Here is a 20,948-nt window from a genome sequence, read left to right as displayed (position 1 = left end):
TCAGCGCTCTCCGTTCAGCCCTGCGAGAACCCCGTCAGCGTTCAGCCGCGCCACCAGCTCGTGCGTGAACGCTGCGGCGCCGACGGTGTTGAGGTGCTGCGAGTTGTAGAAGTACGCGGCCCGCGAGGAGATCGGCGAGTCCGCGAAATCCAGCAGCACCGCGTCGTACTGGTTGCTCAGGGCCGCGAAGCGCGCGAAGATCTCCGCGCGGTTTATCGTGAGGGCCTGCATCTCGCGGTATTCGGGCGAATACGCCAGCACCACGCGGATGCCTTGCGTGGCGCACAGGCGCAGCAATTCTTCCATCCGGGCGACGCCGGCCGGCTCGATGCCGACGTTCACCCCCTCGGGATGACGGACGCGAAATCGGTCGAACTCCCCAGTCCATTCCGTGTCCCGCGGCTGGTAGCCCCGAAAGTGCGTCGGCGCCGCGGGCGGGCGCAACCATTGGCGCAGCCCTTGCAGCCAGCCGAATCGCAGGTCCTGCGCGGCGTAGCCGTACAGGGGCAGCAGACGGGCCTTCCACGCGTCCGCATCGATGCGCACCAGCGCGTCGTACAGGTCGGGCTCGCGGAGATAGGGAACGTATTGCCCCGGGTCATACACGCCGTCGTGGCTCACCTGGAAGCTGAAGGCGTCCAGGTTGTGGATCACCAGTCGAGGCTTGCGGTTGTGGCGAAGGTAGGTCTTCAACCGCGCCAGCTGCATGTCGGTCTGCGAGCCGTTGAGGCCGATGTTGTAGGCCGACAGCCCGGTCGCCGAAGCAAGCAGCCGCGGGTCGTAGTGCGTCAGCGCGCGCGACGAGCCGCTGATGACGATGTCGGCGTTGATTCGCCCGTCCACGATGCGGTTCCACTCGCCGAAGTCGCCCGTCGAGACGCTCCGCAGGCCGAAGCCGATGAATGCGTCGAGTGCGAACGCCAGGGCGACGACCAGACTCAGGAAGGCAGCGATGCGCCAGCCGCCGCGGCGTGCGCGGTCGCCCGCCGGCCGCCGGACCGACGGCGTAAGCACCACGGACGCAGCGGGGCCTGCCGGGCGACTCATCGGGGATCCCCGAACGCGAGGGTGCGAAGCGGGCCGCGGCGACGCGCAGCAGCCAACCCCTCGGCCCGCAAACGACCCTCCCAGAGTCGGCCGAGGGTGCGCCTCCACAGGCTTTGACGACTGCGCCAGCTGCCCTCTTGCATGTGGACACCATAGTCGCCGAACTGGTGCCAATGCCGCTCGTCGCACACGTCGGGCGGAAAGAGAACGTGCACGTGCGCGGTCGCGTCGGGGAACTCCGCCAGTGTGCGCGACACGAGGCCGGGCCCGGTGGTGTCCAGCACGTAGAACTCCTCGCGAAACATGTGCGGAATCGGCCGCCACATCGCGGCCGGCCACGACGGCTCGCGCTGCGCGCGGACGCAGTTCTCGATGATGGCGCCGAGGAAGGGGTGGCCGGCGGCGGCGCCGAACGCGTAGTTGCCGATCTCCCAGTCCATCCCGTGGCGGTCGCGCAGAAGCGCGTGGATCGACAACTCCTCGAACGGGAACACGCAGCCTTTCGGGCACAGGTCCTCGAGTCCGCGAGCCAGGAAGAGGTCGAGGTCGAAATAGAAGCCGCCGTACCGATACACGGACAGATAGCGGAAAAAGTCGTACTTCTGGATGCGGTACGGAAACGCGTCGAACAGCGAGCGATATTGCGGAAACTGCGAGTCGATGAAATTCTCGACATCGGCGTCGTCGAAGAACAGGTACTCGAAGTCCGGGTTCAGCGCCCGCACACTGGCGGTCGACGCCCGGGCGACCATTGCAAGGTCGCGCGACTTGCCGGTTTGGATGATTCGCTTGGGGATGCTTGGCGCCTTCATTGGGCTTTGCATGCAGTATGTTGACCTGACGCGCTGCGATCCAAGCAGTAGATCGCTTGCGCGCCGCGGGCCATAGCGTCGGCTGAGAATTGCTGTCGGACTCGTAATTGACCCTCTTCTGCCATGCGGCGTGCAAGGGTGCAATCCGTCAAAAGTTCGTTAATAGCGGCAGCGAGTCTTCCGCTGTCGGCAGCCGGGACCAAACGTCCCGTCACACCATCGATCACCGCTTCGTCTGTTCCGCCAATAGACGTTGCGACTACAGGTTTGGCTGCAGCCATTGCTTCCAACACACCAAGCGGAAGTCCTTCATATAGGGAAGGCAGTACAAACAAATCGCATGCATCGAGCAAGGCGGCCACGTCATTTCGGTGCCCTAGGAGCCGAACGCGCCCACCTAGGCCGAGTTCCTGAATTCGAGCCTGCAGTCGTTGGCGCTCGGGACCGTCGCCAGCCAGTAAGAACAAGGTATTGGGAACGGTGGTGGCGGCCTCTAGGAGGAAATCGAGTCCTTTCTGACGATGAAGTCGGGCTACAGTCAATACGATCCGTAGGTCTTTTCCCTCCAGCAAGTGTTTCCGCAGGTCAGAGGCGTTCGAGTGCGAAGCAACGCTTGTCTCGATGCCATTGCGTACGACGTTTACTTTGTTTCGAGGCACATGCAGTTCGTTGCACAGCCGCATAGCGACTTCGGAAGATACGGCGATATATTGATCGATGGCCGTCGCCTGTATCCATTGCTTAACCCTGGCGCAGGAAATGCCGTCGAGTGGAAAGTACAGGTGCGCTGTGGCGACGACGTATGGCTTTCGCGCCAGCTTCGCCGCGACGATGCCGTGTCGACAGCCAAGAGGCCAGCTCAAGTGCGCATGAAAGACAGCTGGCTGGTCAATCAAGAGCTGGTTGCGAAATGCCTGCCATGCTGCGAGGTCCCCGGCGTGCCGGGGCAGTGGGACAGACCTGCATTCGACACCAAGCTCTCGGGCCCCCGCCACCAACCTGGCAATGCCGGGATTGCCGTGCATATAAAGTAGCGGACGCCAATGACTTCGATCGAGGCGTGACAAGAGCATCAAGACAACCTGCTCCACGCCACCGAAGGTCGCAGCGTCGACATAGTGAACCACCGTCCTAGGTAACGCCGAGGATTGCGAACCATCGGGGCAAGTCTGCTTGGACCTAGCGTTGGGCTTCATGAGTTCCATGACAGTGAATATCTGCTTCAGAAATCATCTGCCGATATCGTGGTACACGGCGTAGGAGTTGCGATTGCGCTGCTTGCCAGAGTCAGGAAGCAACTTGGATAGAGTTCGAGAAGTAAGTCTGCTCCGACAAAGGAAAGCCAAAAGACGGAACACTGGCAGTGCCAGTGTCACAGGCAGGAGAGGCAAGAGCCGATTAAGTAGTGGCTCCAAAACGATGGCGTGAATACTTCGGCCGCCGCGGAACAGGGAGGCCTGTCGACACTGCTGCGCCAACTTCTCGGTAAACGTAGGTCGAAGACCCAGCAGCATGGCGCGGACTACTGCGTGCTCAAGGGATTCCGCGTAAGGCGAGTCTGTCTGGTCGATGAACTCTGCCCAATGGCGGTAAATGTCTGCACTCGTCTTCTCGGCATCCAACGCGGGCCGGACCGCATGCACCTGCGGCGCCGCTTGAAGTGCCTCATGCAGATGGGCCTGCCATCCGCTCCCCGTGTGATGCTTCCGGATCGAAGCGGCCAGTTCGTCGCCCAGCCTGCGACGTTCGTCTGCTGATTCCAGTAATGACACGATTGCGTTTCGGTAAGCCTGCATGTCCGGCGGTCGTACCAGCACTGCGTCCAGCGCCACGCCGTCAGATCCATACGGGGGAGGTGATTCGGCGGGCGCGAGGACCACCGGAACGCCGCGCAGGCCCGCTTCGAGCAGCGACGTCGTCGTGCCGAACGGAAAGCCTTCAACATACACGTCCGAGATCGCGTGCAGCCGTGCGAGCGTCGTTTGATCGACCAAACCGAGCGTGTGAATGCGACCGCCGAGGCCAGCCGAAGCAGAAGCCCAACGCACATCGCCGACAACACCCACGGCAACAAGATGTGCGTCTGCCACCCGCTCTAACACGCACTTGATCGCGGCGAGAAAGTCGAGGCGCTCGGTCTGCCCGTACTTGAAGCTCGCGCCGACCGTAAGCAACACTTTAGCGCTTTCTGGTACCCCGAGGCCGGCCTTCAGGGACCGAAACATGTCGGGATCCGCGGTGAGGGCCGGCTTCATTGCCGGCAGGGGAATCGGAACCGTTGTGGCGGGAGCGCCTCGGTGGCGATGCGCCCATCGCGTTTCCAGGTCCGAACCGCGGCAGTTCACGATCACGTCTGCGATCGTCGACCCGACCCAGAAGATGTGGGCAGCATGGTTGACGAGGAGAACGGGTGGCCCGCCCGAACGGCCGAACGCAGCGCCGAAAACGGTGTCGGAGACGCCGACATGGAGTATCACTACATCGGCGACATGTAGTGCCAACCCGCGCAGCCAAGCGGCGCGCTCGACGAATGAAGGGTTTTCGCCTAGGCTCCAAACTTCACCTCCGGATGCCTGGGTCGCGTCTAAAACTCGTTGTGGTAGCGGTGATTGCTGAGCAACCAATGCCACGCAATGGACGCGTTCGACACTGTCGTTCTCAATCCAGCGCACGGCCATCGCCGTCAAGCCCCCGGCCGGCAGGGCTTCCTCCAACACATGCAGGCAGACTTTTTTGCCGGTTTGCCGAGTCGACTTTTCATCGCCGCAATGCGCTTCGAGTTCTGGGCGGTCTGCCACCCGCTGCAGCAGATGTTCCAGGCGAGCACAGGTCAACCGTCGGTTCTGACGTGTCAGCACGCTAGCGGCGATGTGGGCATTGCGCAGAGATGACTCCACGGCGTCGTTGGCCAGATTTTGGTCCGCTTCATCCAGGAACCAATCCGCGACAGCATCGGCGAAATCCAACTCCTGATCGATCAACCAGTCTGCGGGGGCATTCGGGATGTATTGCATTCAGTGGGTCCGGTATGGGGACGTCGCGACGCGTGCGACGCGTACTGAAAGTCGGCAGCCTGCAGCAACATATGGCTGGCGAAGCAAGGACGGTGTCGTTAGACCCCGGTTGTGGCAGTGATGTGCCGTGAACCAGATCATCCTTGCCCTCTCCCGAAGCGAAGCAGCCAAGCAAATCTCTTCGGGAGACGCTGAGGCGAGACCAAGCGGCGAAGGGCGATCAACGAGATCAACGCGCTCGCGACCACTGCGACGAGCCCGAACGCGAGCGCGATCGATGGGGAAAACCAGAGAAATGCAACGTGGACGGCCGCGATGACGGTGACAAAGGCCACCGCCGTCCGGGCCGTAGCGCTTGACCAGCGGAAGCCGCTCGCGCGGCGGCACATCGGATACACCACGCAGAAGTGGAAGAGATAGGAGCCGAAGAAGGCCATCCCCGCACCGACTAGTCCGAACCATTGCACGCACACCCAGGTCAGCCCGATGTTCACCAAGGTCCACAGCAGATCCGCCATCACGAACTGGGTCCGCCTTCCCTTGGCCACGAGGATGTAGCCCAGCGGCCAAGTGATCACGCGCAGGGCCATGCCGAGGCAAACCCAGCGCAACAGTTCGGTCGCCGGCGTGAACTTTGCGCTGTAGAGCAGGGTCACCACCCAGGGCGCCAGGGTCAACGTGGCCACGACGCCCATGCCGGACATCAGCAGGCTCACCATCGCCTGCTCGTTGACGAGCCGGTTGCACTCGGCGTTGTCGTTCGACGCGGCGACGAGCCGAGGATAGAAGTCCGCCCCCATCGCCTGGAGGACGAAGGTCACGTAGAGGCCTCCCACGGCCCACGCCGCCTGGAAGAGCCCGGCGCCCTCGAGGCCGTTGCTGGCGATGAGGATGAGGCGCACGGCGTAGGCCGCACCCATGGTGAGCAGCGCACTGGCCATGAAGGCGAGACCCAGGCGAAGCAGCACCCTGGTTTCCTCGGCCGCCTCGCTGAAGGACATCGTGACCGGTTCGACGCGCACTTGGCGCGTGTACCACCAGGAGGTGATCATGTAGGCGGCTGTCCCGCTCACGAGTGCAAGGGCGACGCCGCGCTCCCCGAGCCAGTAGACCAGCGCAATCGCCGGCGCCGAACCCGCGAGTGCGCTGAAAATGTTGATCCTCGCAATGTCACCGATGCGCCGCATTCCCTGCAGCAGTGCACCCTGGCCGTCGGCCACCAGCCGGAAGAAGATCGCCAGGCCCATGATGGCCACGGCCCAGGCATGCGCTTCGTTCCCGAACGTGATGGCCGCGACCGGTGCGGCGAACGCGGCGAGGAGGCCGCCGCCCAGTAGCCCGAGCACCACCGCCCCCCTGCGCAGCACTATCACCGTGCGCGCGATCTTTCGAACGTCGCCGGTGCCGACCGACTCCGCGATCTGGCGCACGCCACTGTTGTTGATGCCCAGTTCGGCCAGTATCCGCGCCAGGTCGGACACGGCATTCAATGCACCCATGAGGCCGAGTCCGCCCGGGCCCAGCATCAGGGCCATGGCCTTGGTGCGGACCAGACCGATCACCATGTTGGCAATCGACGAGCCGCCGATGATGGCCGACGAAAGGAGGATCTGGCGGTAGCTGTTGCGGGCGCCCACGCCGGGTCGGTCAGCGCAGTCGTGAGCCTGCTTCGGCGTCACGACGGCGGCGCCCGCCGGCGATTCTTGCGCAAGTTCCATGGCGCCGCGGTAATCAAGGCGCTTGGGCGGCGCTGGCCACGTGGCCATGGGTCACGCTGATGTCTCGCGCGCTCGCGATCGGCACGCAAGCGCCGCGCAGCGCCTGCGCCACTCGGCGTTGGTCTCCGCCGCTCATCCCGGGATAGAGCGGAAGCAGAACGACTTGGTCCTGGGCCAGTTCGGACTGCGTCAGCGGATGCGCGAGGGGCTGGTCTCGGTACGCCGGTTCCCGATGGCTGCACATGATGCCGCGACGTGTACTGATGCCCGAATCGAGCAGGGTCTGCATGACTGCGCGCTGATCCAGCCGATCGGTCAATCGAACAGCAAAGCTCTGCCAGTTGCTCCGCGCCCACGTCGGTTCCGGTGGCAGACCGAGGTCCGGAGTCCCTGCTAGCAATCCCGCATAGCGCTTCGCTAGCGCGCGGCGTTCCGCGACGATCCTCGGCAACCGCTCAAGCTGCTCGCGCCCCACCGCGGCCTGGATATCGGTCATCCGGTAGTTGAAACCGACCGTCGGGTACGACTCGAAGATCACCTGGTTCGATCCGTGGCGCACGGTGTCGGGAACGCTCATCGCATGCTGCCGCAGCAGCTTGAACTGCCGGTCCCAGTCGGCGTGCCGGGTCGTCAGCATGCCGCCATCGCCGGTGCTGATGACCTTGCGCGGGTGGAACGAGAAGCACGCCACGTCCCCATGCGGCTTGCCGATCTTTTCCCACTCTCCGTTCCATTGGATCTCGCTGCCGATCGCGCAAGCGGCGTCCTCGATCAAAGGCAGGCCATGCTTGCGCGCTATCGGCACGATGCGGGCCAGATCGCAGGGCATGCCGATCTGGTGCACGCAGAGGATCGCGCGGGTCCTCGCAGTGATGGCCGGCTCGATCAGTGCGGGATCGATGTTGAAGGTGTCGGGCTCGATGTCGACGAACACCGGCGTCGCGCCGCAGTAGCGGATGCTGTTGGCGGTGGCGATGTAGGAGTGGCTGACGGTGATGACCTCGTCGCCGGGCTTCACGCCCGCCACCAGCAAGGCCAGGTGCAGCGCGGTGGTGCAGTTCGAGACCGCGCAGGCGTGCGGCGCACCGACGTACTCGGCGAACTCCTTCTCGAAGGCCGCCACCTCCGGACCTTGCGTGATCCAGCCGCTGAGGATCACGCGACGCGCGGCCTCGGCTTCGGCGTCGCCCATCACCGGCTTGGCGATCGGGATCATGCGTGTGCCTCGAACTGCCGGGCCTCGTGCCACCACGCCACGAGCCGCCTCAGGCCATCGCCCAGTCCCACCCGGGCACGAAATCCCAGCATGCGTTCGGCCTTGGTCGTGTCGGCCAGTCGGCGCGACACTGGGTTGATGCTGCGTTCCGGGCCGTGGACCGGGGTCAGGTCGCTGCGGTCCATCGCCGCGGAGAGCGCGGCGGCCAGGTCGCGCAGCGAGGTCTCGGTACCGCTGGCGACGTTGAAGGCCTCGGCGGCGGTGTCGGCGCGCAGCGCGAGCACGTTGGCGCGCGCGACGTCGTCGATGTAGATGAAGTCCATCGTCTGCAGTCCGTCGCCGAGGATCAGCGGTGGCTGCCCCTCGTTGAGGCGCTCCATCCAGCGGATCAGCACCTCGGTGTACTTGCCGTGGATGTCCATGCGCGGGCCGTAGACATTGAAGTAGCGCATCGCCGCGAACGGCAGGCCGTACATCGCGTGGTAGGAGCGCAGCAGGCCCTCGAGCATCACCTTGCTCGCGCCGTACCAGGTGGCGTCGTTGTAGGGGTGGTGGTCTTCGCGGGTCGGAAACGAGTCGGCCAGGCCGTAGATCGAGGCCGACGACGCGGCCACGACGCGTTTCACGCCGGCCTTCTGCGCTGCGTCGACGACGTTGAAGCTGCCGTCGCACATCACCTGCAGCGCGCGGCGCGGGTCCGCCGCGCAGGCGGTGATGCGCAGCGCCGCGAGGTGGATCACCGCATCGATGCCGGCACTCGCCTCGCGCACGGTGGCGACGTCGCAGATGTCGCCGCGCACGAAGCTGACGCGCGGGTCGCGCAGTGCGTGTTCGAGGTTGGCGCGCGAGCCGCGCACCAGGTCGTCGAGGATCACGATCTGGAGCGGATCGTGCTCGCGCAGCAGCAGGTCGACCGTGGTCGAGCCGATCAGACCGGCTCCGCCGGTGACGAGGATGCGCGCGCCGTCGATGTTCATGGTCGGTCAGGTCTCGTGGTCGTCTCTGGAAGCCGGGGATTGCGTCAGACCGCACCCTCGCAGCGCGCCACGACGAGCACGGTGCGGAGCAGGATCCGGATGTCGAGCGCGAGCGAGCACTCGCGGCAGTAGCGCAGGTCCATCCGCACCATGTCGTTGAAGGTCACGCGGCTGCGGCCTTCGACCTGCCACAGGCCGGTGATGCCGGGCTTCAGGTCGAGGACGCGGCGCAGGTGCCACGGCTCGTATTGCGCCGCCTCGTACGGGATCGGCGGACGCGGCCCGACCAGGCTCATCTCGCCCTTCAGCACGTTGAAGAGTTGAGGCAACTCGTCGATGCTCGTCTTGCGGATCAGGCGGCCGATCCACGTCACGCGCGGGTCGTGCTGGAGCTTGTAGGGGGCGCCCGAGCCGGGGGCGCCGGCCGGCACCGCGTCCTTGATCAGGCTCGCGACATAGGCGCGGTGGATCGCGTCGTCGGCGCGCGGAATCATCGAGCGGAACTTGTAGAACGTGAAGGGCACGCCGCCCTTGCCGAGCCGGGTCTGACGGAAGATCACCTCCCCGCGCGACGTCGTCGCGATGACCAGCGCGACGACGAGCATCAACGGGGCGAAGAAGATGAGTGCGAGCGAGGCGCCTACGACGTCGAGCAGGCGTTTGGCCGCGTAGGTGCCGTTGCTGCGCTGCGTGCCGTCCCGGGCGATGAACGGGGCTGCCGCCGGCCGCGGCCGCGTGCCGGTGCCCAGGCTCTCGAACAGCGCGTCCGGGTAGGTGGCGGTTTCGACGTTCAGGGTGGCGCCGCCGCACTGCGTTCGCACCTTGTCCATGAAAGCCTGCATGCCGGCTTCGTCGGTGTCCGGGCAGAGCACCGCCACGGCCCGGTCCTGCTGCAGGCCGATGATGTCGGTCGCTCGGGTCGTGCAGTGCAGCAGTTCGAGCAGGCTGTCGGCACCGAATGCGTCGTCCGGTCGGGTGTCGTCGATGCGGAACACCAGCAGCGACAGCGGTGTGTGCGAGCGCTCGGCGCGACGCGTTTCGCGCGTCAGGTCCTTCAGGAAGTCGTTGCTCGGCAACGTGGTGCGCGCCCGACCGGCATCGGGCGGTGCCTGACGATCCCACTCCACCGCACGCAGGCGGCGTGAGGTGCGCAGGCGGCCGGCGACGTTCCGTAGCGTCGCGCCCTCGTGGGACGGCCTCGCGTCGCTCGCCGGGGAGAGGATCGGGGATCGCTCCGTCAGGCTCGGGTTGGCGGTGGCGGCTTGGGCGTCAGGCATGTGGTCGACCTCGTTGCCATCAGGATGCGCGAAGCGCCTCCGGTCCCATTGCGTTTTCGCAAGCGCGCGACGCGGGTGCCCCCATACAACTGAGTCCGGGCTGTCGCTCTATGGGGGTTCGACGGACTCGAGGCATCGCCGGCGGTCAGCGCCCGCGGAAAGGCAGTCAGGCAGTGGACAACCCGATCGAGGCGTTCGTCGCGAACGTTCGGCACATCGCGCAACAGGTGCTCAAGCGGCGCCGGCTCGCGCTCGGGGTCAGCACGGTGGTGGCCGTGCTGGGCGCGGTCGCCGTCCAGTTCGTGCCCAACCGCTACCAGGCCACCGCGCGGATTTTCGTCGACACCCAGACGGTCCTCAAGCCGCTGATGACCGGCCTGACCTACCAGCCCGACATCGATCAGCAGGTGGCGATGCTCGCCCGCACGCTGATCTCGCGCGCCAACGTCGAGAAGCTGATGGAGCGCCCCGATCTGAACCTGGGCGAGACCGACCCCGCGAAGCGCGAGGCGACGGCCCTCCGGCTGATGGAACGGATCAAGATCGTGCCGACCGCGTCGAGCAACCTGTTCGAGATCACCTACCGGGGCACGGCGCCGGCCGACGCGCGCAACGTCGTGCAGGCGACCGTCGACCTGTTCATGAACTCCGGGACCGGTTCCAAGAAGCGCGACTCGCAGGAGGCGGCCCGTTTCATCGACGAGCAGATCGCCGTGTACGAGGTCAAGCTGACCGACGCCGAGAATCGGTTGAAGGACTTCAAGGTCCGCAATTTCGGCGTCTCGGGCGTGTCCAATCAGGACTATTTCCTGCGCATCTCGACGCTCGGCGAGGAGGTGAGCAAGCTGCGGGTCGAACTGAACGCCGCGGAGCAGGCGCGCAACACCTACCGGCGCGAGCTCGAGTCGGAAGACCCGCAGCTGCCCGCGGAGATGCTGGCGCGCGGGAGTGGCAGCGACGGTGAATCGCGTCTCGACGAGCAGCGCCGCCGGCTCGACGACCTGTTGCGCCGCTACACGGAAGCGCACCCCGACGTGCTGAGCACGCGCCGCACGATCGCCGAGATCGAGGCCGAGAATCGCGCCCGCAAGGAAGCCGCGACCCGCCTGGGCATCAAGCAGGGGAAGGCGGCGACCAGCCCGGTCTACCAGAAGTTGCGCGTCTCGCTGGCCGAGAACGAGGTGCAGGTCGCGTCGCTGAGATCGCAGCTCGCCGCCCAGCAGGCGCGCCTGGAGCAGACGCGGGCGATGGCAGGCCGCCTGCCGCAGGTCGAGGCGGAGCTGGCGCAGCTCAATCGCGATTACGACGTGATCCGCAAGAACTACGAGGTGCTGGTCGCTCGGCGCGAGTCGGCCACATTGGGCGAACGGCTCGACGAATCGTCCCAGCTCGCCGAGTTCCGCCTGATCGAGCCGGCGCGGACCGCGGCGCAGCCCGTGTTTCCCGCGCGCATCCACTTCGCGGTGCTGGTCCTGTTCGTGTCGCTGGTCGCCGGTGTGGCTGCCGCGGTGTTCGTCGACATGATGCATCCGACCTTTGAAGACACCGCCTCGCTGCGCCAGTTTTCGGCTCGGCCCGTGCTGGGTTCGCTGTCCCTCCAGGGCGCGATGGGCGATGCCCGTTCGGCGGGCCTTCCGTCCTTCTGGGCGTTGCTCGGCCTGTTGGTCGTCACCCAGGTCCTGTGGGTCGCGTGGATGGCCACCCGAGCCCCGGTGCAGTGAGAACCCCATGAGCATCATCGAGCAAGCGACGCGGCGGCTGGAGCAACTCGAGCAGGCGGGGCTGGCGGTGCCCTGGGCGACCGCGGCCGCCAGGGCGCCCACCGTGCGCGCCCTGCCGCGGGTGGAGCCGATCCACCCCGAGGTGCGTGATCGGCCTGCCGGCACGGCCAGCGGCGCGCGGCGGCCGCGCGTCGAACTGGATCTGGACGCGCTGAAGCGTTTCGGGTGGCTGGGCGAGCAGCACGCCGGCTCGTCGATCCCCGAGGAGTTCCGCCAGATCAAGCGGCCTTTGCTGCGCCATGCGCGCGGCGCCGATGCGGCGGACGGCAGGCGGTCGATGATCATGGTCACGAGTGCGCTGCCGGGCGAGGGCAAGACCTTCACCGCGATCAACCTCGCGATGAGCTGCGCCCTCGAGATCGATACCTCGGTCCTGCTGGTCGACGCCGATGTCCTGCGGGGCGAACTGCCGAAGCGGCTCGGCTTCGACGCCGACGAGGGCCTGCTCGACCTGCTCGCCGATCCGAGCCGCTCGTGGACCGACCTCGTGTGCGAGACCAATGTGCCCAAGCTGTCGATCCTGACCGCCGGCCGGCGCAGCGCGGTCTCCACCGAACTGCTCGCCAGCGATGCGATGGCCGCGTTGCTGGATTCGCTCGCGGCCGACGGGCGCGATCGGATCGTGATCTTCGACGCGCCGCCGCTGCTCGTCACCAGCGAGGCCAAGGTGCTCGCGTCGTGGGTCGGCCAGGTGTTGCTGGTGGTCGAGGCCGCCGCGACGCCGCGCCGGGCGGTGGCGCAGGCCTTGACGGAGCTCGAGAAGTGTCCGCTCGTGATGTCGGTGCTGAACAAGTCGAGCGAGGCACGTGTGCCGTACGGCTACGGGGAGTACGCCGGCTGAGCCCGGCGACACCGGGCGCCACGCGGTTTTGACAGGGTTCAGGAGTTGCCCATGAAGATTGCCACCGATCCGATCCGCCGCGTCCGCAGGCTCGCGGCGTGCACGACCGTCGGCCTCGTGCTCGCGGCCTGCGGCGGAGGCGACGACGCCCGCGAGGAGCGCGCCGCGGCCGACGCCGCGGTCGCGACCGCAGCCGCGGTGGAAGCGCCGACCGCGAAGGCCCTCAGCGCGGCCAAGAAGCCGAAGGCCAGATCGCTCGCGCGCAAGGGCGTCACCGCGATCGCGGTCGCCCCCGACGGCGGCTCGATCGGCATCGCGACGTCGGACGGCGGCGTCAGCGTGCTCGACCCGGGCAGCCTGAAGATCAAGAAGCTGCTCAAGGCCGCCGGTGGACCGGCGAGTGCCGGGCTGCTGTTCAGCGCCGACAGCCGGAACCTGCTGAGCGCGGGTCGCGACAGTGCGGTGAAGCTCTGGCGCGTCGGCGCCGGCGATGTGCCGCTGACGCTGCAAGGGCACGAAGGTGTCCTGCGCGCCCTGGCCGCAAACAGCAACGGCACGCTGGTGGCCGCCGGCGGCGAGGAGACCCGCGTGATGCTGTGGGACACGACCACCGGCCGCCTTGTGCGGGTGCTGCGCGGCGCGACCGATTTCGTCAACGCGCTCAGCTTCACGCCGGACGGGCGCCTGGTGGCCGGCGGGGGCGGCGATGCCCGCATCCAGGTCTGGGACACGGCGGGCGGCAAGCTGGTGCGCGTGCTCCTCGGTCATGCCGACGAGGTGAACGCGCTGGCGTTCAGCCCCGACGGGAGGCTGCTCGCGAGCGCCGGCGAGGACGGCAAGGTCATCGTCTGGGACATCGCGAGCGGCCAGCAGGTGCAGGCGCTGAGCGGGCAGCGGGCGGCCGTCCGCACGCTGGCATTCAGCCGTGATGGCGCGGTGCTGGCCGGTGGCGGCGCCGACGGCACCGTCTCGGTCTGGGACGTCGCGCAGCACGCCCTGACTCAGGAATTCGCGGCCCCCGGGACCGCGGTCAATGCGATCGCGTTCGACGTGCGGGACCCGACGCTGCTGCTGGTCGGTGACGACCAGGGGCAGGTCTCGGCCAAGACGATCAAGCGCGGGAAGACCTGAGGCGGCGAGTCCCCAGGTCGACGGCGCAGGTTGAACCCAAGGAACGACGATGAAAGAGCTTGCAGGGGTCCGGGCCGCGTTCGCGCGGATGATGTTGGCGGCCGCGGTGCTCGTCGGCGGTCTGTTCGGCGTGACCGGCGCGGCGGTTGCCGCCGACCCGGCGCAGGGGCCGGGCGGCCCCATCCTGGTCGTCACGACCGCTGGCGCCAACTACGGCAAGTATTACGCCGAGATCCTGCGCACCGAGGGCTTCAACAGCTTCGCGGTGGCCGACATCGCCTCGGTCACCGCCAGCCAGCTCGCCGCCTACGACGTCGTGATCCTGGCGCGCATGCCGCTCGCGGCCGGCCAGGCCTCGATGTTCGCCACCTGGGTCAACAGTGGCGGCAACCTGATCGCGATGGCGCCCGACGCGTCGCTCAACACGCTGCTCGGCGTCACCTCGACCGGCACCACGCTGTCCAATGCGTACCTTCTCGTCGACACCGGCAAGAGCCCGGGCAACGGCATCGTCGGCCAGACCATCCAGTACCACGGCGCGGCGAACCTCTACACGGTCGGCAGCGCGCAGCGCCTGGCCACGCTGTACAGCACCGCCACGGCGGCCACGAACAGCCCGGCGCTGACGCTCAACGCGGCGGGCAGCGGGAAGGCGGCCGCCTTCGCGTTCGACTTGGCCGAATCGGTCGTCACGACGCGCCAGGGCAACCCGGCGTGGCTGGCCCAGGAGCGCGACGGCTTCGCGCCGATCCGTTCGGACGACAAGTTCTTCGGCGCCGCAACGAGCGACCCCCAGCCGGACTGGATCGACCTCACCAAGGTCGCCATCCCGCAGGCGGATGAACAACAGCGCCTGCTGGCCAATCTGATCCTGCAGATGAACGCGAGCCGCAAGCCGCTGCCGCGCTTCTGGTACTTCCCGAACGGCAAGAAGGCCGTCGTCGTGATGACCGGGGACGACCACGGCAACGGGGGCACCGCCGGCCGCTTCGATCAATTCGCGGCGGCCAGTCCGGCCGGTTGCTCGGTCGCCAACTGGGAGTGCGTGCGCGGCACGTCCTACATCTACACGCCCACGCCGCTCACCAATGCCCAGGCCGTGCAGTACGACGCCAACGGCTTCGAGATCGGGCTGCACATCAACACGGGCTGCGCCGATTACGACCGCGCGTCGCTCGACTCGTTCTACAGCGGCCAGCTCGCCGACTGGCGCGCGAAATACACCGGCCTCACCGGGCCGCGCACGATGCGCCACCACTGCATCGTGTGGAGCGACGCGACGACCGCTGCGGACGTCCAGTTCAACAACGGCATCCGCCTCGATACCTCCTACTACTTCTGGCCACCCGGCTGGGTCAATGACGCGCCGGGGCTGTTCACCGGTTCGGCGATGCCGATGCGTTTCATGCGGACCGACGGCAGCTTCGTCGACGTCTACCAGGCGGTGTCGCAGATGACCGACGAATCGGGTCAGTCGTACCCATTCACCGTCACCACGCTGCTGGACCGCGCCGTGGGATCGCAGGGCTACTACGGCGTCTACACGATCAACGCCCACACCGACGCCGTCTCCTCGCCCGAGTCCGACGCCACGGTCGCGGCCGCGCAGGCGCGCGGCGTGCCGATCGTCAGTTCGCGCCAGATGCTGACCTGGCTGGATGCCCGCAATTCCTCGTCGTTCGGATCCTTCGGCTGGAATGGATCTGCGCTGGGCTTCTCGATCACGCGCGACCCGGCCGCGGTCGGCCTGCAGGGCATGCTGCCCACGCGCGCCGGCAACGGCCTGCTCAGCGGGATCACGCGCGCGGGTGCGCCAGTCAGCTTCACGGTCAGCGTCGTCAAGGGGGTCGAGTACGCGATGTTCGCGGCCGACGCCGGCGACTATGTCGCCACTTACGGCACCGACGCCGCAGCGCCGCTGTCGACGCTGGTGACGCCCGGCAACGGCGCGACCGACGTCAGCGCGCAGGCCCGACCGGCGGTGACCTTCAGCGAGGCGATGGACGCGTCGACGATCGGCGCGGCGACCTTCGAATTGCGCGATGCGTCCAGCGCGCTGGTCGCGGCGACCGTCACGTACGACGCGGCGACGCGCACGGCGACGCTCGTCCCGAGTGCGCCGCTGGCCGCATCCACCACGTACACGGCACTGGTGCGCGGCGGCGCCGCCGACCCGCGCGTCAAGGATGCCGCCGGCAACGCACTGGCCGCCGACCTGACCTGGTCGTTCACGACGAGTGCGGTCGCGTTCCCGAACTGCCCGTGTGGCGGCTTCGCGGCCACGGCGACCCCGGCGTCCGCCTCGGTCAACGACCCCAATTCGGTCGAACTCGGCGTGCGCTTCACCGCCGACGTCAACGGCACCGTCAGCGGCATCCGCTTCTACAAGGGCAGCACCAACACCGGCACGCACATCGGCAACCTCTGGACGAGCACCGGCACGCTTCTGGCCCGGGCGACCTTCACCGGCGAGACGGCCAGCGGCTGGCAGCAGGTGAACTTCGCGACGCCGGTGGCGATCACCGCGAACACGGTCTACGTCGCGTCGTACTTCGCGCCGGTTGGCAACTACGCAGCCGATGGAGCCTACTTCGCCTCGGCCGGGGTCGACCGGCCACCGATCCACCTGCTGCAGAGCGGCGTCGGCGGAGGCGGCAACGGCGTCTACGCCTATGGCGCGTCGAGTGCCTTCCCGGTGTCGACCTTCAATGCGACCAATTACTGGGTCGACGTCGCGTTCACGCCGAGCGGTGCCGCGCCGCCGGACACCACGCCGCCGACGGTGACATCGAGCACGCCCTCCGGCGGAGCCACCGGTGTCGCGCTCGGCGCGACGGTCACGGCGACGTTCAGCGAACCGATCGATCCGGCGACGCTGACCACCGCCACCTTCACGCTGACCAGTGGCTCCGGGGCGGCCGTGGCCGGGACCGTGTCGTACAACGCGTCGACGAACTCGGCGATGTTCCTTCCGTCGGCGCCGCTGAGCGCGTCGACGAGCTACACGGCCGCGCTCAAGGGGGGTGCGACCGATCCGCGCATCAAGGACGTGGCCGGCAACGCGCTCGCGGCCACCGCGAGCTGGTCGTTCAGCACCGGCGCCGCCGGGGGGGCGTGCGCCGCGCCGGCGAATCCGGTCGTTGCCGAGAACTGCCAGAGCGGCAATCCGGCCTCTGAGTGGGACGTGAGCGGCGCCGGGGATTCGACGCTGCAAGGGTTCGCGACCCAGATCAGTGTGAACCGCGGCAGCACGGTCAGCTTCAAGGTCAAGACGACGGCGACGGCCTACCGCTTCGACATCTACCGCATGGGCTACTACGGCGGCCTCGGCGCACGCAAGGTGGCGAGCGTCAATCCGTCTGCCGCGCTGCCGCAGACCCAGCCCGCGTGCCTGAACGACACCGCCACCGGCCTGGTCGACTGCGGCAACTGGGCGGTCTCGGGCAGCTGGGCGATCCCGGCCGACGCGGCGTCGGGCATCTACTTCGCGCGCCTGGTGCGGCCCGACACCGGCGGGGCGAGCCACATCGTCTTCGTGGTGCGCGACGACGCCAGCACCTCGGACCTGCTGTTCCAGACGTCCGACACCACGTGGCAGGCCTACAACCAGTACGGCGGCAACAGCCTGTACACCGGCTCGCCCGCCGGGCGCGCCTACAAGGTCAGCTACAACCGGCCCTTCACGACGCGGGCGGTGGACAACGGGCAGGACTGGGTCTTCAACGCCGAGTACCCGATGGTTCGCTGGCTCGAGGCCAACGGCTACCACGTCACCTACTTCACCGGGGTCGACGCCGACCGATTCGGCAGCCTGATCCTCAACCACAAGGCCTTCCTCTCGGTCGGGCATGACGAATACTGGTCCGGCGGACAGCGCGCCAACGTCGAGGCGGCGCGCGCGGCCGGCGTCAACCTCGCGTTCTTCAGCGGCAACGAGATCTTCTGGAAGACGCGCTGGGAAAACAGCATCGACGGCTCCGGCACCGCCTACCGCACGCTGGTGAGCTACAAGGAGACCGCGGCCAACGCGAAGATCGATCCGACCCCGGCCTGGACCGGCACCTGGCGGGATCCGCGCTTCTCGCCGCCGTCGGATGGCGGCCGGCCGGAGAACGCGCTCGCCGGCACGATCTTCATGAACAACGACACCGGCACGCCGTACTCGATCACGGTGCCGGCCGCCGACGGCAAGATGCGCCTGTGGCGCAACACCAGCGTCGCGGCGCTGGGCAGCGGCCAGACCGCGACCCTGCCGATCGGCACCCTCGGGTACGAGTGGGACAGCGACCTCGACAACGGCTTCCGGCCGGCCGGCCTGTTCCGCATGTCGACCACCGCGATCACCTCGGGCGGCATGCTGCTCGACTACGGCAGCACGTACGGCCAGGGCACGGTGACGCACGCCCTGACGCTGTACAAGCATGCCAGCGGTGCCCGCGTTTTCGGCGCCGGCACGGTGCAGTGGAGCTGGGGCCTCGATGCCACCCATGACCGCGGCAGCACGCCGGCCGACCCGCGCATGCAGCAGGCCACGGTAAACCTGTTCGCCGACATGGGCGTGCAGCCGGCCGCGCTGCAGGCGGGCCTCAACGTCGCGGCGGCGTCGACCGATGCGGTCGCGCCGGTGTCGACGATCACCTCGCCCGCTTCGGGGGCGACGGTGGGCTCGGGCAGCCCCATCACGATCACCGGCACGGCCTCCGACACGGGCGGCGGCGTGGTCGGCGGCGTCGAGGTGTCGACCGACGGCGGCGCCACCTGGAACCGGGCGACCGGCCGGGAGAGCTGGAGCTACGCGTGGACGCCGGGGGCGGCATCGACCCCCGTGATCAAGTCGCGCGCGGTCGATGACAGCGGCAACCTGGAGACGCCGTCGGCGGGGGTGTCCGTCACCGTGGGCTCGCAGGTCTGCCCGTGCACGATCTTCTCGCCGCTGGCCGCCCCGGTGAACGCGAGCGAGGCGGACGCGGCGGCAGTCAACGTCGGCGTCAAGTTCACTGCCGACGTCGGCGGCGTCATCAGCGGCATCCGCTTCTACAAGGGCAGCGGAAACACCGGCACGCACGTCGGCACGTTGTGGACCAGCGGCGGCGCCCAGCTCGCCACCGCGGCCTTCACCAACGAGACGGCGTCGGGTTGGCAGCAGGTGAACTTCACGACGCCGGTCGCGATCACCGCGAACACGGTCTACGTCGCGTCGTACCTCGCGCCGGTGGGGCGCTATGCAGGCGACAACAACGGCTTCTCGGCCGCCGCGGTCGACAACCCGCCGCTACACGCGCTGAGGGACGGCACGAACGGCGGCAACGGCGTCTATGCGTACGCCGCCACCACGACCTTCCCGAACGCGAGCTACCAGGGCACGAACTACTGGGTCGACGTCGTGTTCTCGCCGTCGGGGGGGAGCACGGACACCACGCCGCCGACGGTGGCCACCGTGACGCCGGCCTCCGGGGCCACGGGGGTGAGCCGTTCGACGACCGTGACGGCCACCTTCAGCGAGGCGATGGACGCGAGCACGGTGGTCGCGGCCAACGTCGAGCTGCGCGATGCCGCGAACACGCTCGTCGCGGCCAGCGTCGCCTACAACGCGACGACGCGCGTGGCGACGCTGACACCCAGTGCCACGCTGGCCGCCGCCACGGTCTACACCGCAAGGGTGAAGTCGGGGGTGAAGGACGTGGCCGGCAACGCGATGGTCGCCGACCGGGTGTGGACGTTCACGACGGTCGCAGCGGACACCACGCCGCCCACCGTGACGGCGGTCTCGCCGGCGAGCGGGGCGACCGGCGTGAGCCGCACGACGGCGGTCACGGCCACGTTCAGCGAAGCGATGGACGCGGCGACGATCACCGCGTCCAACCTGCAGCTGCGCAACGCCGCCAACACCCTCGTCGCCGCGACGGTCGCCTACAACGTGACCACCCGGGTCGCGACGTTGACGCCCTCGGCCGCGCTCGCCGGATCGGCCACGTACACGATGACGGTCGGCACCGGCGTGAAGGACGTGGCCGGCAACGCCATGGCCGCGAACCGGGTGTGGAGCTTCACCACCGTCGCGGCCGACACGACGGCACCGACGGTCACCGCGATCTCGCCGGGCAGCGGCGCGACCAGCGTCAGCCGCACGGCCAACGTGACGGCCACCTTCAGCGAGGCGATGGATCCCGCCACGATCAACACCACGACCGTGCAGTTGCGAAACTCGTCCAACACGCTGATCGCGGCGACCGTGACCTACAACGCGACGTCCCGCGTGGTCACGCTGAACCCGAACTCCACGCTGTCGGCCTTCGCTCGTTACACGGTCACCATCCGGGGCGGAACGACCGATCCGCGGGTGAAGGACCTGGCGGGCAATGCACTGGGCGCCAACCGGACCTGGTCGTTCACGACCGGTCTGTTCTGACGTGCGACGGGCCGCCGGCGTGGCGGCCCGTGTGTGCTGGCCCGAACTCAGGGCCGGTGCGTGCGTGCCAGCGGACGGGCCGGGTTGCCCGCGACGACGGCGCCGGCCGCGACCGGCCGGATCACCGTGCTGCCGATGCCGACCAGCGCGCCGTCACCGATGTCGAGCCCGTTCATCACGCTCGAGCCGCTGCCGATGTAGCAGTTCTCGCCGAGCCGCGCGCCACCCGCCAGCGTGACGTTGGAGCCGATCAGGCTCCAGTCGTCCACCTGCACGTCATGGTGGATCACGCTGTTCGGCAACACGCACACGTGGTGGCCGATCCGGGCGTTGCTGGTGATCACCACGCCGGCCATCACGAGCAGGTTGTGGCCGAGCACGGCCAGCGCAGACACCCGCGCGGCCGGATGCACGACGCGCGCGAACCGGTCGGGCGCGACGCCCAGGCTCTCGATCAGCGCGCGCCGTGAGCGGAAGGACTGCGCGCTGCCCGGGACGGCCAGCACCATGGCCTCCGGCCAGTCGCCGAACGCCGCGCGCGGGAAGACCTCGTGGCCGTGCACCTGGCGGCCGAGCTTGGCGGGCGAATCGTCGACGAAGCCGAGCAGCCGGTAGTTGCTGCCCAGGCAGTCGAGCGCTTCGGTCGCGTTGCCGTTGCACGGGAAGATCAGCAGCGGCCGCGGGCCGGGCGCGGCCTCCGGGGTGGTCGGGTGCTCGACGCGCAT

General features: G+C 68.0%; 13 protein-coding genes. 4 read left to right on the top strand and 9 right to left on the bottom strand.

What is annotated here, in order from left to right:
- The 8 genes from ACWH49_RS26460 to ACWH49_RS26425 all read right to left on the bottom strand — a co-directional run bounded on the left by ACWH49_RS26460 (window position 1) and on the right by ACWH49_RS26425 (window position 10,061).
- Entirely contained in the window at window positions 1–1,047 is a 1,047-nt protein-coding gene (locus ACWH49_RS26460) for a hypothetical protein (protein ID WP_448174156.1), read from the bottom strand.
- On the bottom strand, window positions 1,044–1,859 hold the full coding sequence (locus ACWH49_RS26455) for a glycosyltransferase family 32 protein (RefSeq protein ID WP_448174155.1): 816 nt from the start codon (window positions 1,857–1,859) through the stop codon (window positions 1,044–1,046). The genes ACWH49_RS26460 and ACWH49_RS26455 overlap by 4 nt, the downstream gene beginning before the upstream one ends.
- Window positions 1,856–3,064 carry a glycosyltransferase gene (locus tag ACWH49_RS26450; RefSeq protein WP_448174154.1) on the bottom strand — a complete coding sequence of 403 codons (1,209 nt, stop codon included), beginning with the start codon at window positions 3,062–3,064 and terminating at the stop codon, window positions 1,856–1,858. Before ACWH49_RS26450 ends, ACWH49_RS26455 begins: the two co-directional genes overlap by 4 nt.
- A 24-nt stretch (window positions 3,065–3,088) precedes the next feature.
- Window positions 3,089–4,873 carry a glycosyltransferase family 4 protein gene (locus tag ACWH49_RS26445; RefSeq protein ID WP_448174153.1) on the bottom strand — a complete coding sequence of 595 codons (1,785 nt, stop codon included), beginning with the start codon at window positions 4,871–4,873 and terminating at the stop codon, window positions 3,089–3,091.
- Between the two features lie 137 nt (window positions 4,874–5,010).
- Window positions 5,011–6,591 carry an O-antigen translocase gene (locus tag ACWH49_RS26440; protein WP_448174152.1) on the bottom strand — a complete coding sequence of 527 codons (1,581 nt, stop codon included), beginning with the start codon at window positions 6,589–6,591 and terminating at the stop codon, window positions 5,011–5,013.
- A gap of 13 nt (window positions 6,592–6,604) precedes the next feature.
- Window positions 6,605–7,807, bottom strand: coding sequence for a DegT/DnrJ/EryC1/StrS family aminotransferase (locus ACWH49_RS26435; RefSeq protein WP_448174151.1), 1,203 nt, complete (start codon window positions 7,805–7,807; stop codon window positions 6,605–6,607).
- Complete coding sequence (locus tag ACWH49_RS26430) at window positions 7,804–8,784, bottom strand: NAD-dependent epimerase/dehydratase family protein (protein WP_448174150.1); 981 nt, start codon at window positions 8,782–8,784, stop codon at window positions 7,804–7,806. Before ACWH49_RS26430 ends, ACWH49_RS26435 begins: the two co-directional genes overlap by 4 nt.
- 44 nt (window positions 8,785–8,828) lie before the next feature.
- Complete coding sequence (locus tag ACWH49_RS26425; RefSeq protein WP_448174149.1) at window positions 8,829–10,061, bottom strand: sugar transferase; 1,233 nt, start codon at window positions 10,059–10,061, stop codon at window positions 8,829–8,831.
- A 173-nt stretch (window positions 10,062–10,234) separates the two neighbouring features.
- On the opposite strand from ACWH49_RS26425, the gene ACWH49_RS26420 reads away from it, so the two are divergent.
- Genes ACWH49_RS26420 through ACWH49_RS26405 form a run of 4 tightly spaced genes read left to right on the top strand, consistent with a single transcriptional unit; the run spans window position 10,235 to window position 20,223 of the window.
- Window positions 10,235–11,782, top strand: a complete 1,548-nt coding sequence (locus ACWH49_RS26420; RefSeq protein WP_448174148.1) for an XrtA system polysaccharide chain length determinant — start codon at window positions 10,235–10,237, stop codon at window positions 11,780–11,782.
- A gap of 7 nt (window positions 11,783–11,789) precedes the next feature.
- Window positions 11,790–12,683, top strand: coding sequence for an XrtA-associated tyrosine autokinase (locus ACWH49_RS26415; protein ID WP_448174147.1), 894 nt, complete (start codon window positions 11,790–11,792; stop codon window positions 12,681–12,683).
- A 51-nt stretch (window positions 12,684–12,734) separates the two neighbouring features.
- A complete protein-coding gene (locus tag ACWH49_RS26410; RefSeq protein ID WP_448174146.1) occupies window positions 12,735–13,814 on the top strand; it encodes a WD40 repeat domain-containing protein in 1,080 nt (359 codons plus the stop codon).
- A 49-nt stretch (window positions 13,815–13,863) separates the two neighbouring features.
- Window positions 13,864–20,223, top strand: a complete 6,360-nt coding sequence (locus ACWH49_RS26405; protein WP_448174145.1) for an Ig-like domain-containing protein — start codon at window positions 13,864–13,866, stop codon at window positions 20,221–20,223.
- Window positions 20,224–20,270: 47 nt separating this feature from the next.
- On the opposite strand, the gene ACWH49_RS26400 is transcribed toward ACWH49_RS26405, so the two are convergent.
- Entirely contained in the window at window positions 20,271–20,948 is a 678-nt protein-coding gene (locus ACWH49_RS26400) for a NeuD/PglB/VioB family sugar acetyltransferase (protein WP_448174144.1), read from the bottom strand.

The sequence above is a fragment of the Rhizobacter fulvus genome, from assembly GCF_964020785.1.
This window is presented reverse-complemented; position numbering and strand designations above follow the sequence as displayed.